Annotated in this window: 16 protein-coding genes and 1 pseudogene; 13 read left to right on the top strand and 4 right to left on the bottom strand. The window is 61.0% G+C overall.

Annotated elements, in window-relative coordinates; translation table 11 throughout:
• The 3 genes from BFP99_RS33420 to BFP99_RS11650 all read left to right on the top strand — a co-directional run.
• Nucleotides 1–192: hypothetical protein (locus BFP99_RS33420; protein WP_218064735.1), on the top strand; the 192-nt coding region annotated here is incomplete at its 5' end.
• A gap of 80 nt (nt 193–272) precedes the next feature.
• A complete protein-coding gene (gene rhtA, locus BFP99_RS11655; RefSeq protein ID WP_065947294.1) occupies nt 273–1160 on the top strand; it encodes a threonine/homoserine exporter RhtA in 888 nt (295 codons plus the stop codon).
• Between the two features lie 164 nt (nt 1161–1324).
• A complete protein-coding gene (locus tag BFP99_RS11650; protein ID WP_027607138.1) occupies nt 1325–1606 on the top strand; it encodes a hypothetical protein in 282 nt (93 codons plus the stop codon).
• A gap of 106 nt (nt 1607–1712) precedes the next feature.
• On the opposite strand, the gene BFP99_RS11645 is transcribed toward BFP99_RS11650, so the two are convergent.
• From BFP99_RS11645 to BFP99_RS11635, 3 genes are all read right to left on the bottom strand, one after another.
• Nucleotides 1713–3521, bottom strand: a complete 1809-nt coding sequence (locus BFP99_RS11645; protein ID WP_065947293.1) for an aminopeptidase P family protein — start codon at nt 3519–3521, stop codon at nt 1713–1715.
• Between the two features lie 39 nt (nt 3522–3560).
• Entirely contained in the window at nt 3561–4721 is a 1161-nt protein-coding gene (locus tag BFP99_RS11640) for a cysteine desulfurase family protein (protein ID WP_065947292.1), read from the bottom strand.
• A 234-nt stretch (nt 4722–4955) separates the two neighbouring features.
• A complete protein-coding gene (locus BFP99_RS11635; protein ID WP_065924558.1) occupies nt 4956–5225 on the bottom strand; it encodes a hypothetical protein in 270 nt (89 codons plus the stop codon).
• Nucleotides 5226–5621: 396 nt separating this feature from the next.
• Here BFP99_RS11635 and msuE point away from each other — a divergent pair, with 396 nt between their 5' ends.
• From msuE to BFP99_RS11615, 4 genes are read left to right on the top strand one after another with little or no spacing between them, the layout of a single operon-like run.
• Nucleotides 5622–6185, top strand: a complete 564-nt coding sequence (msuE, locus tag BFP99_RS11630) for an FMN reductase (RefSeq protein WP_027607134.1) — start codon at nt 5622–5624, stop codon at nt 6183–6185.
• A gap of 9 nt (nt 6186–6194) precedes the next feature.
• Entirely contained in the window at nt 6195–7334 is a 1140-nt protein-coding gene (gene ssuD, locus BFP99_RS11625; RefSeq protein ID WP_065924543.1) for an FMNH2-dependent alkanesulfonate monooxygenase, read from the top strand.
• Nucleotides 7335–7389: 55 nt separating this feature from the next.
• A complete protein-coding gene (locus BFP99_RS11620; protein WP_065924542.1) occupies nt 7390–8577 on the top strand; it encodes an acyl-CoA dehydrogenase family protein in 1188 nt (395 codons plus the stop codon).
• Nucleotides 8578–8589: 12 nt separating this feature from the next.
• Nucleotides 8590–9693 carry a sigma-54 interaction domain-containing protein gene (locus BFP99_RS11615; protein WP_065947291.1) on the top strand — a complete coding sequence of 368 codons (1104 nt, stop codon included), beginning with the start codon at nt 8590–8592 and terminating at the stop codon, nt 9691–9693.
• Here BFP99_RS11615 and BFP99_RS11610 read toward each other — a convergent pair.
• A complete protein-coding gene (locus BFP99_RS11610; protein ID WP_065924540.1) occupies nt 9682–10047 on the bottom strand; it encodes an antibiotic biosynthesis monooxygenase in 366 nt (121 codons plus the stop codon). The genes BFP99_RS11615 and BFP99_RS11610 overlap by 12 nt on opposite strands.
• 99 nt (nt 10048–10146) lie before the next feature.
• Between BFP99_RS11610 and soxR the strand changes: the two are divergent.
• The 6 genes and pseudogenes from soxR to BFP99_RS11580 form a co-directional block, all read left to right on the top strand.
• Nucleotides 10147–10581: pseudogene (soxR, locus tag BFP99_RS11605) on the top strand (redox-sensitive transcriptional activator SoxR); the annotation flags it as partial.
• Between the two features lie 95 nt (nt 10582–10676).
• Complete coding sequence (locus tag BFP99_RS11600) at nt 10677–11135, top strand: VOC family protein (RefSeq protein ID WP_065924539.1); 459 nt, start codon at nt 10677–10679, stop codon at nt 11133–11135.
• Nucleotides 11136–11355: 220 nt separating this feature from the next.
• On the top strand, nt 11356–12558 hold the full coding sequence (locus tag BFP99_RS11595; RefSeq protein ID WP_065924538.1) for a PepSY-associated TM helix domain-containing protein: 1203 nt from the start codon (nt 11356–11358) through the stop codon (nt 12556–12558).
• Nucleotides 12555–13094: a hypothetical protein gene (locus BFP99_RS11590; RefSeq protein ID WP_027607126.1), complete on the top strand. Its 540-nt coding sequence runs from the start codon at nt 12555–12557 to the stop codon at nt 13092–13094. Before BFP99_RS11595 ends, BFP99_RS11590 begins: the two co-directional genes overlap by 4 nt.
• Complete coding sequence (locus BFP99_RS11585; protein WP_065924537.1) at nt 13091–13414, top strand: hypothetical protein; 324 nt, start codon at nt 13091–13093, stop codon at nt 13412–13414. Before BFP99_RS11590 ends, BFP99_RS11585 begins: the two co-directional genes overlap by 4 nt.
• Nucleotides 13411–13971 carry a DUF6162 family protein gene (locus tag BFP99_RS11580; RefSeq protein WP_065924536.1) on the top strand — a complete coding sequence of 187 codons (561 nt, stop codon included), beginning with the start codon at nt 13411–13413 and terminating at the stop codon, nt 13969–13971. Before BFP99_RS11585 ends, BFP99_RS11580 begins: the two co-directional genes overlap by 4 nt.
• Nucleotides 13972–13975 lie beyond the last annotated feature (4 nt).

Below are 13975 nucleotides of genomic sequence, written 5' to 3'. Positions count from 1 at the left end.
ACTGAAGCAATCCGCTGCCTTATTCTGCATAACTCTTTGTTTACCAAGGAGTTTTGCGTTTCGACTGCGCCGGAAGTGGGGCGAATTATAGACTTCCAGGATCTGCCGTCAACACTTAATTTGGTTTTTCTATCAAAGTGCCTGCCAACCTTCAAATCCCTCTATATAGAGAAGGTCTCGCTGTCGAATTGAGCAATATATTGCTCAAAGCCGAACGATTAAGCATCATAGCGGCCCCTGATTCTCGACTATGACCTCGGACGAACGCCCCAATGACCACCTCCCCCCGCAGCTTGGCCTCGGCATTGTTTCCTGTCGGCCTGCTGTTGATCGCCATGGCCTCCATCCAGTCCGGAGCCTCACTGGCCAAGAGCATGTTCCCGATTGTCGGCGCCCAGGGCACCACAACCCTGCGCCTGATCTTCGCCAGCGTAATCATGTTGCTCATCCTCCGACCATGGCGCGCCAAGCTGACCGCAAAATCCCTGCGCACCGTGGTCGTTTACGGCATGGCCTTGGGCGGCATGAATTTCCTCTTCTATATGTCCTTGCGCAGCGTTCCCTTGGGCATTGCCGTAGCCCTGGAATTCACCGGACCGCTCGCCGTCGCGATCTACGCGTCGCGCCGAGCGGTAGACTTCCTGTGGATAGCACTGGCGATCATCGGCCTGCTCCTGTTGATTCCCATGGGGGAAGCCAGCAGCGGAATCGACCTGGTCGGCGCGACCTATGCTTTGGGGGCGGGGGCTTGCTGGGCACTCTACATTCTGTTCGGACAGAAAGCAGGCAACGACAACGGCGTCCAGACCGCCGCCCTCGGCGTAATGATCGCTGCCCTGTTTGTGGCGCCCATCGGTATCGTCCATGCCGGCACCGCCTTACTGACCCCGGCATTGATTCCGGTCGCCATCGGTGTCGCGATCCTGTCAACGGCACTTCCCTACACCCTGGAGATGGTAGCGCTGACGCGCCTCCCCGCCCGCACCTTCGGAACACTGATGAGCATTGAGCCTGCTTTCGGCGCACTCTCAGGACTTTTCTTCCTGCAGGAGCACCTATCCCTACCGCAATGGCTGGCCATAAGTTGCATTATCATGGCCTCGGTAGGCGCGACACTGACGATGCGCAATGACTCCAAGCCGCTGGTTCCGGCGGATTGAATCATCAGTGAAAGTTGCTCTGGTATTTGCTGCGTATTTAGGCCATGTTTAAACTGCAAACGAATGTCATTCATGGAGTTTTTCGACAAGGACAGCACGAACGCTACACTCGAGAGCGAGTAGAGCCGGCTTCAAGCATTATGAAGTGGCTATTAAGGATAGGAATGAAGCGAATTTTGATACTGTTAATGGTCGTGGCTATTGCTGGCTGTGCCGCGACTACCAAGACAGAAGTAAAACGCGGCAAAAAAGGGCTGCATATCAACTGTTCCGGCCTGTCTTCTTCCTGGGACCAGTGCTACACCAGTGCAACCAACTCTTGTGGCGCCAAGGGCTACCGGGTTATCGCCAAGTCCGGTGACAATTCCGAGGAGCCAGGGGATTACCCCTTCGGCCTAAACCCTGCCGGCTATACCAGCCGCAGCATGATCGTCATCTGCAAGTGATCTGCTCCGAGCAGTCACCAGCGACTGCTCATACACATGCCTGATACAACGCCGCCCCTTCGCGGCGCTGCAACTGAATTATTGCAGCTCCTGATTTTGCACCAGGTCAAATAGCCGTCGTGCGCACATGCAACCACGCCAACGCAGCACCGCTGAGCAGCGGGCTCAGGCGTTCACGCACCTCGGCGTGGTACGCATTGAACCACTCGCGCTCATCCGCGGTGAGCAGCGACGGCTCCAGGCAACGGGTGTCGATCGGGCACAAGGTCAGGGTTTCAAACGAGAGGAACTCACCAAACTCGGTCTTGCCTGCCTCGCGGTTCAATACCAGGTTCTCGATACGCACACCCCAGCGGCCAGGGCGGTAGGTGCCCGGCTCGATGGAGGTGATCATCCCTGGCTGCATCGCGGTTTGCGGCGCAGTGGCGGCCTGGTAGGCAATCACTTGTGGGCCCTCATGCACATTGAGGAAATAACCTACGCCGTGCCCGGTACCGTGGCCGTAGTCCACGCCTTCAGCCCAGATCGGCGCGCGGGCAATGGAATCCAGCAGCGGCGACAAAATCCCCTTGGGGAAATGCGCACGGGACAGGGCAATCACGCCCTTCAGCACACGGGTGCAGTCACGTTTCTGTTCGTCACTCGGCGTACCGATAGGCACCATCCGCGTGATATCCGTAGTGCCGCCCAAATACTGGCCACCCGAATCGATCAGCAGCAAGCCATCGCCTTCGATCACCGCATGTTCTTCTTCGGTAGCGTGGTAATGCGGCATGGCCCCGTTGGCATTGAATGCCGCGATGGTATTGAAACTCAGCGACACATAATCGGGGCGACGGGTGCGCGCAGCCGTCAGGTGTTCATCGATGGTCAATTCAGTGATGCGTTCACGACCGAGCGCACTGTCCAGCCAGGCGAAGAATTCACACAGCGCCGCGCCGTCCTGTTCCATGGCGCGGCGGATGTGCTCCGCGTCCGCCAGACTCTTGCGGGATTTGGCCAGCGTGGTCGGGTTCAGCCCTTCGATCAGCTTGACGCCGGCATCCAGGTTTTCCAGCAGACCGGCAGTAACGCGGGCCGGGTCAACCTGCATGCTGGCGCCCGATGGCACCGCACGCAGTGCATCCGCCACGTCGCTGTAGTCGCGCAACGTCACACCATCCTGCGCAAGCACCGCACGCAGGTCAGCGTCGACTTTACTCAGCGCCACAAACAACGTGGCCTGTTGTTGATTGATCAACGCAAACGAAACAAACACCGGATTAAACGAAACATCGCCACCGCGCAGGTTGAACAGCCAGGCGATGTCATCCAGGGTGGCGATGAAGTGCCAGTCGGCGCCCTTCTCTTTCAAACTCGCGCGCAGTGCGGCAAGTTTATCGCCACGGCTCACGGTCGCTTGCGGTGGCAGATGCGGATAGATCGGCTGGCTCGGCAGGCTCGGACGGTCTTTCCAAACTGCATCGAGTACGTCGATATCGGTCCGCAGGCGCGCGCCGCGCTCTGCCAGCCTGGCGCCCAAGGTGCGCGCCGACGCGACAGCCATCACCGCACCGTCCACCGCCACCACACCGCCTTCCGGCGTCTGCTCGGCCAGCCACTCCAGCGGCCCGGGCTGACCCGGTTGCAGCTTGACCAACTCAATGCCACTGCCCTTGAGCTCCTTGGTCGCCTGTTCCCAGTAACGGCTATCGGCCCAGACACCGGCGAAATCCGCAGTGACAATCAGCGTGCCTACCGAACCATGGAACCCCGACAACCATTGGCGCCCCTGCCAGTAACCCGGCAGGTATTCGGACAAATGCGGATCAGCCGACGGCACCAGCAGGGCGTGAATGCCCTCGCGGCGCATCAGTTCGCGGGTATGCGCCAGGCGCTGGGGAACCGTTCCATGGGTCAAGGGCTGCGTACTCATTGTGTCTCCTGCTAACCACTAATAATTGTTATGTGAAAATCAGACGGCCCAGAACGCCGGTGCGCTGGCCAGTGCGGCCTTGATCAATTGCACGGCCTGGTCGATGTCCTGCTCGGTGGTAAACCGGCCCAGGCTCAAACGTATGGTGCGGCCGGCAGAACGTGCGTCAAGGCCCAACGCAAGCAGCACGTGGGAAGGCGCATTGCTGGCGGAGTTGCACGCCGAGGTCGCCGAAAAGGCGATGCCCGCGCTCAACGCAACAGCGTCGAATTCACCTTCGCTGAACGTAAGGCTGAGGGTGTGAGGAATGCGCTGCGCAGGGCTGCCATTGAGGCGCACGCCACCGAGCGTATCCAACTGCTCCAGCAGGCGCTGACGCAAGGTCATAATGACAGCCTTCTCCTGCGCAAAAGACGCCGCCGCCAGGGCGAACGCCGCGCCCATGCCTGCAATCTGATGGGTGGCCAGGGTACCGGAGCGCAAGCCACCCTCGTGACCGCCGCCGTGAATCTGTGCCGACACTTTCTGTTGCGCCTGGGGTCCGACATACAGCGCGCCAATACCCTTGGGGCCATACAGCTTGTGCGCGGAAAACGACATCAAATCCACCGGCCACTGCGCCAGGTCGATCGCCACCTTGCCCGCGCCCTGCGCCGCGTCGACATGCAACAACGCGCCATGCTCACGCACACGTGCGCCGATGGCGGGGATGTCATTGAGGGTGCCCAGTTCGTTATTCACCAGCATCAGCGATACCAGAAAGGTGTCCTCACGCAATGCTTCGCTGACGGCCTCGGCGCGGATCAATCCGTCGGCGTCCGGCACCAGGTAAGTCACGGCCACACCGGCTTCCTGAAGCTGCCGCGCGGTGTCCAGCGTGGCCTTGTGTTCAATCTGGCTGGTGATGATATGCCCGCCCGCCACGCCACGCGCCTGGGCAACGCCCTTGATCGCGAGGTTGTTGGACTCAGTAGCACCGGAGGTCCAGACGATCTGCTCAGGTTGTGCGCCGACCAGCTCGGCCACCTGGCGACGCGCCTGTTCAACCGTTTGCCGGGCCGCTTGGCCGAACGCATGGGAACTGGACGCGGGGTTACCGAAATTGGCATTGAAGCCAAGACATTCGACCATCACCTGGATGACGCGTTCGTCCACCGGGGTGGTAGCGGCGTAGTCGAAATACAGCGGACGTTTATTCATGACAGTCAAGACTCGCAGAGCAGGTTCCCGAGAGCAGCGTCTCAGGGGCATCGGCCGGAACAGAGGTCGTCAGGTTTACCGGATCGAATGCCATTAAAGAAGGACAACTTTAAGTAAATGTGCGTAGGAACGCTCCTGAAATTCAGCTTAACAGGCTGAAGTCGTGCCATGGCAAACAAAAAGCCCGAGGTTCCTTCAAGGGAAGCCTCGGGCTTTTTGCTGTGCAGTGCCGACTCAACTGGGACGACCATGCAAAACCACGTTGCGCTCGGCGTTCATTTCGCCCTGGCGATCAAATCCGAAGGGCTTCTGTGGCTGGCCGGTCAGTGCGGCGCGCTGCTGTTGATATTCATCAAACGACAAGCCACGACGGCTCAGCGCTTCCAGGGCCAGTTGCTTGCTCTCTTCGGCCGTGTAGGGACGCAATTCTGGCGATGGATGGCTCGCACAGCCGGCGAGTACGGCGCTGACAATCACTAAGCAAACAGCGAGAAATCGGTTCATGGGGTAGCCCTGCAAAGAAGGTTTCAAGTCAATGAACACAGGCTACTCCCGCCGTTGCGCAGTGAAAAATCACCGTCCGTGATAGTCGCTATCGACCACCAAGGCACCCTCGATAGGAAACGTTATATTTCTTTATGGTCTATAAATATGGAAATACGTTCATTTACGGAATAACTGTATCCCTCTATAAATGACTTGCATAGAACCTGCGCTGTTCGCCACGCAACTGTTTGCCAGGCAACAGCCATTCAACAAATCACCAGTCAGACAACAGCAGCATTTTTCAGCAGTGAACCTGCAACCCACGCCAATCAAGGCCTGCACCCGTTGGTACAGCTCTTGCTCAACAGGTTGCACTCCACCTGCTATGAACCACTGTTGATAAAGGAACTGTTCATGACCCGTCCCCTGAATGTCGTTGCCCTCTCCGGCGGAACCTGGCGCCCGTCCCGCACCCTCGTGCTGACCCAAGCCGTACTGGCTGAATTGGCGACCTTGCTGCCGATCCAGACCACCCTGATCGAGCTGGGCGACATTGCCCGGCCACTCGGTGGTGCGCTGTCACGGGATGAGTTGCCCGCCGAGGTCGAAGCCCAACTGGTGGCCATCGAACAGGCCGACCTGCTGATCGTCGCCGCACCGGTCTATCGCGGTTCCTACCCTGGCCTGCTCAAGCATCTGTTTGACCTGGTTGGCCTCAACGCCCTGATCGACACACCGGTATTACTCGCAGCCACCGGCGGCAGCGAGCGCCACGCGCTGGTTCTCGATCACCAACTGCGTCCGCTGTTCAGCTTCTTCCAGGCCCTGACCCTGCCGATCGGGGTGTACGCCACCGAGGCCGACTTCACCGATTACCAAATAACCAGTGAGCCCTTGAAGGGCCGTATACGCCTTGCGGCAGAACGCGCAGCGCCGTTGTTTGCAGCGCACTCCCCCTCTCTGCTGAAAATCGCTTAAGGATTGGTCATGGATGTTTTCTGGTTTCTGCCAACACATGGCGACGGTCATTACCTGGGCACCACCCAAGGTGCACGGCCGGTCACCCTCAATTATCTGAAGCAAGTCGCGCAGGCGGCTGACAGCCTGGGTTACCACGGCGTGTTAATTCCTACCGGCCGCTCGTGCGAAGACTCCTGGGTCATCGCCTCGGCACTGGTGCCGCTGACCGAGCGCCTGCGTTATCTGGTGGCGATTCGCCCGGGTATCATCTCGCCGACCGTTTCTGCGCGTATGGCGGCGACCCTGGATCGCCTGTCCAACGGTCGCCTGCTGATCAATGTGGTCACCGGCGGTGATCCCGACGAGAACCGCGGCGACGGCAGCTTCCTCGACCACAGCGAACGCTACGAAGTCTCCGACGAATTCCTGCAAATTTGGCGCCGCGTATTGCAGGGCGAATCAGTGGACTTCGAAGGCAAACACCTGCGAGTGCAGAACGCCAAGGCGCTTTACCCACCGGTGCAAAAGCCTTATCCACCGTTATATTTCGGCGGTTCCTCGGATGCCGCCCACGACCTCGCCGCCGAACAGGTGGATGTGTACCTGACCTGGGGCGAACCGCCCGCCGCCGTCGCCGAAAAACTCGCAGATGTACGTGAGCGCGCAGCCCGCCACGGGCGTACGGTGAAGTTCGGCATTCGTCTGCACGTGATCGTGCGCGAGACCGAAGAGGACGCGTGGAAAGCCGCCGACAAGCTGATCGAGCACATCAGCGACGAAACTATCGCCGCCGCACAAAAATCCTTCTCGCGCTTTGATTCCGAAGGCCAGCGCCGCATGGCGGCCTTGCATGACGGGCGCCGCGACAACCTGGAAATCGCCCCCAACCTGTGGGCCGGTGTCGGCCTGGTACGCGGCGGTGCCGGTACCGCGCTGGTGGGCAACCCCCGGCAAGTAGCCGAGCGCATCAAGGAATACGGCGACCTGGGCATCGAAAGCTTCATCTTCTCCGGCTACCCGCACCTGGAAGAAGCCTATCGCTTTGCCGAGCTGGTGTTCCCGCTGCTGCCGGAACCCTATGCCAGCCTGGCCGGACGCGGCATCACCAACCTCACTGGCCCGTTCGGCGAAATGATTGCCAACGATGTTCTGCCAGCCAAGGCCTGATCGGCGCAGCGGCGGGAGCGGCATTGGTCGTTCCCGCTTATAAAGAGGAAACCCCGTGACAGCCAAACCCCACAGCGTCCTGCCATCACCGTTGCAGACCGCCAGACTGCTGGCCGCCGAATTCGCCCTCACCGCCGTCGAACGCGACGAGCGCGGTGGCACCCCCAAGACCGAACGTGACGCCCTGCGCCAAAGCGGCCTGCTGGCCCTGAGCATTCCCACCCAATACGGCGGCCTCGGCGCCCGCTGGAGTGACACCCTGGCCATCGTGCGCGAGTTCGCCAAGGTCGACAGCTCCATTGCCCACGTCTTCGGCTTCCACCACCTGATGCTCGCCACCGTGCGCCTGTTCTCGCGGCCGGACCAATGGCAACCCTGGTTCGAACAGACCGCGCGCAAAAACTGGTTCTGGGGCAATGCCCTCAACCCATTGGACACACGCACCGTGGTCAAGGACTTCGGCGGCTGGCGCGAGTTCTCCGGCAAAAAGAGCTTCTGCTCCGGCGCCAGCGACTCGGAAATGCTGATTGCCTCGGCGGTGGATGAAAGCGCCGGCGGCAAGCTGCTGATCGCCGCCATCCCCAGCGGGCGCAGCGGCATCACCCTGCACAACGACTGGAACAATATCGGCCAGCGCCAGACCGACAGCGGCAGCGCCAGCTTCGAACGGGTGCGCGTCGAGGAGTCGGAATTGCTGCTCGACCCGGGCCCGCTGAGCACGCCTTTTGCCTGCCTGCGCCCGCTGATCGCCCAGTTGACCTTCACCCATATGTTCCTCGGCATCGCCGAAGGTGCCTTCGAAGAAGCGCGCAACTACACGCTCACCGAGACCCGTTCCTGGCACAAGTCCTCAACCGAAGACGTGCGCCAGGACCCTTACGTACTGCATCACTACGGCGAATTCTGGGTGGCCCTGGAGGGTGTGCGCCTGTTGGTGGAACGCGCTGCCGAGCTGCTCGACCAGGCATGGGCAAAAGGCCCCAACCTCAGCGAAAACGAACGCGGTCAACTGGCGATTGCCATTGCGACCGCCAAGGTCGCCGCCACCCGCCAAGGCCTGGACCTGTGCAGCCGCCTGTTTGAAGTCACCGGCGCGCGCTCCACCCACGCATCCCTGCGCCTGGATCGTCATTGGCGCAACCTGCGCACACAAACCCTGCACGACCCGGTGGATTACAAGCTCCACGAACTGGGGGACTGGGCGTTGAACCAATCCCTGCCGATTCCGACGTTTTACTCATAAAAAGAGGTGCCCATGCAGCTTCTAACCTTACCGCCCTCGCCCGCCCTTGCGACGTCGATCCGCGCCACGGCCCAGGTCTTCGAAGACCCGAAATCCAGGGCGCTGCTCGACCATATCCAGCAAGTGGCGCCCAGCGAAGCCAGCGTGCTGATCATCGGCGAGACCGGTACCGGTAAAGAGCTGGTGGCGCGCCACATCCACAACCTCAGCGCGCGGCGCAACCGGCCGTTCGTGGCGGTTAACTGCGGCGCGTTCTCCGAGTCCCTGGTGGAAGCCGAGCTGTTCGGCCATGAAAAAGGCGCGTTTACCGGCGCCCTCAGCGCCAAGGCCGGCTGGTTCGAAGAGGCAGATGGTGGCACCTTGTTCCTCGATGAAATCGGCGATTTGCCGATGCCCATCCAGGTCAAGCTGCTGCGCGTCCTACAGGAACGCGAAGTGGTGCGCCTGGGGTCGCGTAAGAGCATTCCGATCGATGTGCGCGTACTGGCCGCCACCAACGTGCAACTGGAAAAGGCCATCAACGCCGGGCATTTCCGCGAAGACCTCTACTATCGCCTCGACGTTGTCAGCCTCGAGCTCAGCCCCCTGCGCGAGCGCCCCGGCGATATCCTGCCGCTGACCCGGCATTTTATCGAAGCCTACAGCCAACGCCTGGGCTACGGCCCGATCACCATCAGCCGCGAGGCCGAACACAAGCTAAAGAGCTACAGCTGGCCGGGCAACATCCGCGAGCTGGAAAACGTGATTCACCACACCCTGCTGATCTGCCGTAACGGCGTGATCGAACGCGACGACCTGCGCCTGTCGAACATGCGCATCGAGCGCCAGGACGACAGTCAGCACGGCACCGACAACAGCGCCGAGGCCTTGCTGGAGCGCGCGTTTCAAAAGCTCTTCGAAGAACAGGCCGGCGCCCTGCACGAAAAGGTCGAAGACGCGCTATTGCGCGCCGCCTACCGCTTCAGCCATTACAACCAGGTGCACACCGCCAACTTGCTGGGCCTGAGCCGCAACGTCACGCGCACGCGCCTGATCAAGATCGGCGAGTTGGCGGTGAACAAGCGCCGGCCGGGGGAAAACATGCAGGGCGAGCGCATGCTGCACCTATCCATTTAGGCGACAGTGCAACGCGTTGTCATGGCTGCGCTCGAAACTGCGCAGTACCTGGAACGAACCGAAGGTCACGGCCGTGGCCTGGTGGGCGCGAATCAGCGTCCAGAAATCTTCCTCGCCGTGCTCAAAGCATTGGAACGCCGCTTCGCCGTCCTCGCGGGAGCGCCATTGCAGGTAATTGAGCACCCGCCGCCCGTCTTCGCTGACCTGCACACTCGCGTTGATAAAGCCGCCATGGCCCTGGGCCAGGCGTTCACTTTGGGTGGACAAGGCCGCCACCAGCGCCACTTGTTGCTGGGGTTCGATATGAAACTCGATCAGTTGAGTGAAACTGCGATTTTTCTCTGATACCTGCATGAACACTCCCCTTTCTCTGTAGGCAGAATCTTGTGATTCGATACCACGCAGGGTAAAACCTCTAGTTAAGTCAAGGTCAAGCGCTTAATTGGAGTGTTTATGGTTACCAAAGAGCTCACCGTCGGCCAACTGGCAGCCCGTAGCGGTGTAGCTGTTACGGCCCTGCACTTCTACGAAACCAAGGGGCTGATCAAGAGTCATCGCAATGCCGGCAATCAACGACGCTATCCACGGGATGTACTGCGCCGGGTGGTGGTGATCAAGATCGCCCAACGCCTGGGAATTCCACTGGCAACGATTGGCGAGGCGTTGCAGACGTTGCCGGAAGGACGCACGCCCAACGCTCAGGATTGGGAGCGGTTGTCCGCGCTGTGGCGGGAAGACCTCGATGAGCGCATCCATAAGCTGATGCTGCTGCGGGACAAACTCACCGGTTGTATTGGGTGTGGATGCTTGTCGCTGGACGCGTGCCCGTTGCGCAACCCGGATGACCAGCTCGGTGGGCGCGGGCCGGGGGCGCAATTGCTGGAGCCCGGCTGCCCCCCCTCGTCGGGGCCCTCGGAGCCCTTGATGGGCGTGGCCTATAGTGAAGAGGCCGTGCCTCCACAACCACAATCAAGGAGAACGAAATGAGCGTTAAACCCATTCCCGAGGGTTATCACAGTGTCACGCCCTATATGGGCATCGACAAAGCCTCAGAGGCTATCGAGTTTTACAAAAAAGCCTTCGGCGCCACCCAGATCATGCGCCTGGACATGCCCGATGGCAGGGTCGGCCATGCCGAGCTGCGCATTGGTGATTCGGCGATCATGCTGGGCACGCCCTGCGATCAGATGTCCCTGAGCAATCCGACTGAAAGCACCAGTGTCGCCTTGCATCTGTACGTGAACGACGTAGACGCACAGTTCAAACAAGCCATCGCAGCGGGCGCCAGCGTGGTGTCCGAACCAGAGGACCGGTTCTATGGCGACCGTTCGGGCAGCGTGAAGGATCCATACGGTCACCTTTGGTACCTCGCCACCCGCAAGGAAGACCTCAGCGAAGAACAGATCCGTCAGCGCGCCATGGAAATGTTCAAGCAAGGCTGAGCATCGGGGCCGGTTCGCCGGCTCCTACCCCACTTCATGAATACCCCCACGCCGTAAAAACCCGCTGGATGTGAACCTGAAACATTTTCTTTCATATCCACCTTGGGGATTTCTCATTCTCATCCGTCTTAACTTAGATACAGCCTGTCGCGTCAGCAAAAGCTACGACTGGCCTTTTCCGGGCCTCCCTCGCCCTCCCCTGATCAAGACCCTCTTTCACATGTCGAAGAAGTCACGCTCAAAACTCTGGTTTCTCGTCCATAGCTGGCTGGCCTTGCCCATCTGGTTCTTTGTACTGATTGTCTGCGTCACCGGCACCCTGGCGGTGGTCAGCCAGGAAATCGTGTGGCTGGCCAATCCGGACATCCGTGCGAGCAAGCCGTCGGATGATGCCGAGCCGCTGAGCTACGACCAGGTGATCAGCGCCATCAAGCGGGCCGAACCCCAGGTCATCGTGCAGTCTCTCAGTCGTCCGGATGAATCGCACTTTGCGCTGAGTGTCGACCTCAGCTACCCGGACGGGCGCTCGGTAGAGGTCTACGTCAATCCGTACACCGGGGCGATCCAAGGCATCAGCCCGTCGTTCAACTTCCGTCAGTTCACCCGCGCCCTGCACGGCTGGTGGCTGGTGCCGTTTACCAATGGCTTCAGCTGGGGCTGGTACCTGGTGTCGCTGCTCGGCTTGCCGTTGCTGGCCTCACTGGTCACCGGCCTGGTGGTGTACAAGCGCTTCTGGAAAGGTTTTTTCAAGCCGACCCTGCGTATCCGCCACGGCGCGCGGATTTTCTGGGGCGACTTCCACCGCCTGAGCGGTATCTGGTCGATCTGGTTTATTGCGGTGATTTCCATCACTGGCACTTGGTTCCTGATCCAGGCAATCCTGGGTGACAACCAGATCTCCATCTCCAGCGAGCCCATCGTCCCGGTGATCGCCCGCGAAAAAGTCCCAACCTCAGCCCCCGGCGTGCCTGCGCCGATGATTCCCGTGGATGAGGCGATCGCGATCGCCACCCAACGTATCCCGGGGCTGGAGGCGAGCTTCGTGAGCCTGCCGCTCAATGCCTACAGCCACCTGCAAATCGGCGGGCGGGGCTGGTACCCGCTGATGTTCCAGACCGCTCAGATCAACCCATATGACGGTGAAATCGCCTCGTCGCACCTGCTGTCCGACCGCACCAAGCTGGAGTTCGTCACCGAATCCATGCGCCCCCTGCACACCGGCGACTTCGGTGGCATCTGGATCAAGCTGATCTGGGCGTTCTTCGGCCTGGTGCTGAGCATGATGGTCTTGAGCGGCCTGTTGATCTGGACCAAGCGCACGGCCCTGGCCACCCTCAACGCTCTCAAGCGCGAAGCCAAGACACAACGTGCGCCGGCACCCATTCCGGCCATGCAGGCTGAAACCTCGGAGGCCAAGCCATGAGCAAGTCCGCCAACGCTACCCCGCCTTCGCCGTTGCGGGCCTTCTGGCTGAAATGGCGTTTCCACATCAACGTCCTGCTGTTGCTGGTACCGCTGGGCTTCATGCCCAAGTACTTCGCCGATGCCGCGCTGTTTCGCGGCGACACCGGCATCGGCGAGCGGGTGGCCGGGGACGTACAGGTCGGACCCTGGAGCCTCACGCTGGCCGAATTCCGCAATGAAGGCCCGCGCCCCGACCCGGCCGGCCCGATGAAGTTCTTCAACGCCGCCCTCTGCGCCACCTGCGCCGACCAGGTCAAGGCCACCTACCTGCGCATCGGCAAGCCGCGCAGCCTGCGTGCCGCCGGGGTGATCTTCTTCGGCACCCCGTACCGCATGGGTGCGGGCCTGCCCGTGCCGGAACGTACCCCCGTCGATGCCGAACTGTGGGTCACCATGGAAGGCTGGGACGGCACCATGCACCAGGGTTCCATCCCGCTGAGCCAGGCCTCGCCTGCCACCATTGCCTGGCTGAACAAGCAAGGAGTCAAACCATGACGTTCAAGCGCCTGTCCCGCGCCGCGCTGTTGCTGTGCGCCGGTTTCAGTACCACCGTCCTTGCCCACAACCCAATGTGCGAATGCAAGGAAATCCCCGGCGAGCAGATCCAGTGCAAAGGCGGTTTCTCCGACGGCAGCGGTGCCCCCGGCGTGACCCTGGATGTGATCGGCTATGACGAAACCATCCTGGTGCCCGGCAAGCTCGGCCAGGACTCCACCCTGACCTTCAAGAAGCCGTCCGCCGAGTTCTACGTGCTGTTTGATGCAGGCCCCGGTCACGTAGTGGAAATCGACCAAGCGGATATCCAGCCTCAATGAGTACGACACAGGTTGTTCGCCCCGCCGGTGCCGGCCACGAAACCCTCTACGTGCTGCTGCTGTGCCTGATCATCCTCGCGGTGGCCGGTACGGTGGTGGCGCTGCATGGTGAAACCCAGGCAGTCGCGGCGCTGCCCCGCCATCAACTGGATGCCCGCCGCGACCTGAGCGCCGCCGAACAAGGCATCTACGCCGACCTGCGGGTCACGCTGGATGAAATCCACTTGCTGCAGCAGGAGCAAAGCGCCCTGCCCACCCCCGAGCAACTGGCCGAAGAAGGCTTCGCGCCCTTTGCCCAGGACGCCAGTTCGGTCAGCCGCGGCGACCATCGCTGGCAGTTGTTGGGGAACTCGGCCTACTTGGGACTGAGCCAGACGCCGACCACCAGCGGTTCACTGCTGATGCGCGTACAGGGCAGCGAGCCGGATATCTGGCTCAACCGCAGCACACACCTGGCCGCCCCCTCCGACCTCACTGACCAGGCGCTGATCGCAGCCGGCTGGCAGCAGGTGGTCGCGCAATTCGACGCCGGCGTCACCCGCCAGCACCGTCACTGAACGA

Origin of the sequence: Pseudomonas sp. 1 R 17, from assembly GCF_900067035.1 — a bacterium.
GTDB classification, from domain to species: Bacteria; Pseudomonadota; Gammaproteobacteria; order Pseudomonadales; family Pseudomonadaceae; genus Aquipseudomonas; species Aquipseudomonas marginalis.
Note: the sequence above shows the minus strand (reverse complement) of the source record. Positions and strands in the feature narration are given on the sequence as shown.

Bases quoted from the DNA above. Each gene is read 5' to 3' on its own strand.
- BFP99_RS11640 (WP_065947292.1), bottom strand. From the start codon at position 4,721: ATGAATAAACGTCCGCTGTATTTCGACTACGCCGCTACCACCCCGGTG.
- BFP99_RS11615 (WP_065947291.1), top strand. From the start codon at position 8,590: ATGCAGCTTCTAACCTTACCGCCCTCGCCCGCCCTTGCGACGTCGATC.
- BFP99_RS11590 (WP_027607126.1), top strand. From the start codon at position 12,555: ATGAGCAAGTCCGCCAACGCTACCCCGCCTTCGCCGTTGCGGGCCTTC.
- BFP99_RS11610 (WP_065924540.1), bottom strand. From the start codon at position 10,047: ATGCAGGTATCAGAGAAAAATCGCAGTTTCACTCAACTGATCGAGTTT.
- ssuD (WP_065924543.1), top strand. From the start codon at position 6,195: ATGGATGTTTTCTGGTTTCTGCCAACACATGGCGACGGTCATTACCTG.
- msuE (WP_027607134.1), top strand. From the start codon at position 5,622: ATGACCCGTCCCCTGAATGTCGTTGCCCTCTCCGGCGGAACCTGGCGC.
- BFP99_RS11650 (WP_027607138.1), top strand. From the start codon at position 1,325: ATGAAGCGAATTTTGATACTGTTAATGGTCGTGGCTATTGCTGGCTGT.
- BFP99_RS11645 (WP_065947293.1), bottom strand. From the start codon at position 3,521: ATGAGTACGCAGCCCTTGACCCATGGAACGGTTCCCCAGCGCCTGGCG.
- BFP99_RS11595 (WP_065924538.1), top strand. From the start codon at position 11,356: ATGTCGAAGAAGTCACGCTCAAAACTCTGGTTTCTCGTCCATAGCTGG.
- rhtA (WP_065947294.1), top strand. From the start codon at position 273: ATGACCACCTCCCCCCGCAGCTTGGCCTCGGCATTGTTTCCTGTCGGC.
- BFP99_RS11600 (WP_065924539.1), top strand. From the start codon at position 10,677: ATGAGCGTTAAACCCATTCCCGAGGGTTATCACAGTGTCACGCCCTAT.
- BFP99_RS11585 (WP_065924537.1), top strand. From the start codon at position 13,091: ATGACGTTCAAGCGCCTGTCCCGCGCCGCGCTGTTGCTGTGCGCCGGT.
- BFP99_RS11635 (WP_065924558.1), bottom strand. From the start codon at position 5,225: ATGAACCGATTTCTCGCTGTTTGCTTAGTGATTGTCAGCGCCGTACTC.
- BFP99_RS11580 (WP_065924536.1), top strand. From the start codon at position 13,411: ATGAGTACGACACAGGTTGTTCGCCCCGCCGGTGCCGGCCACGAAACC.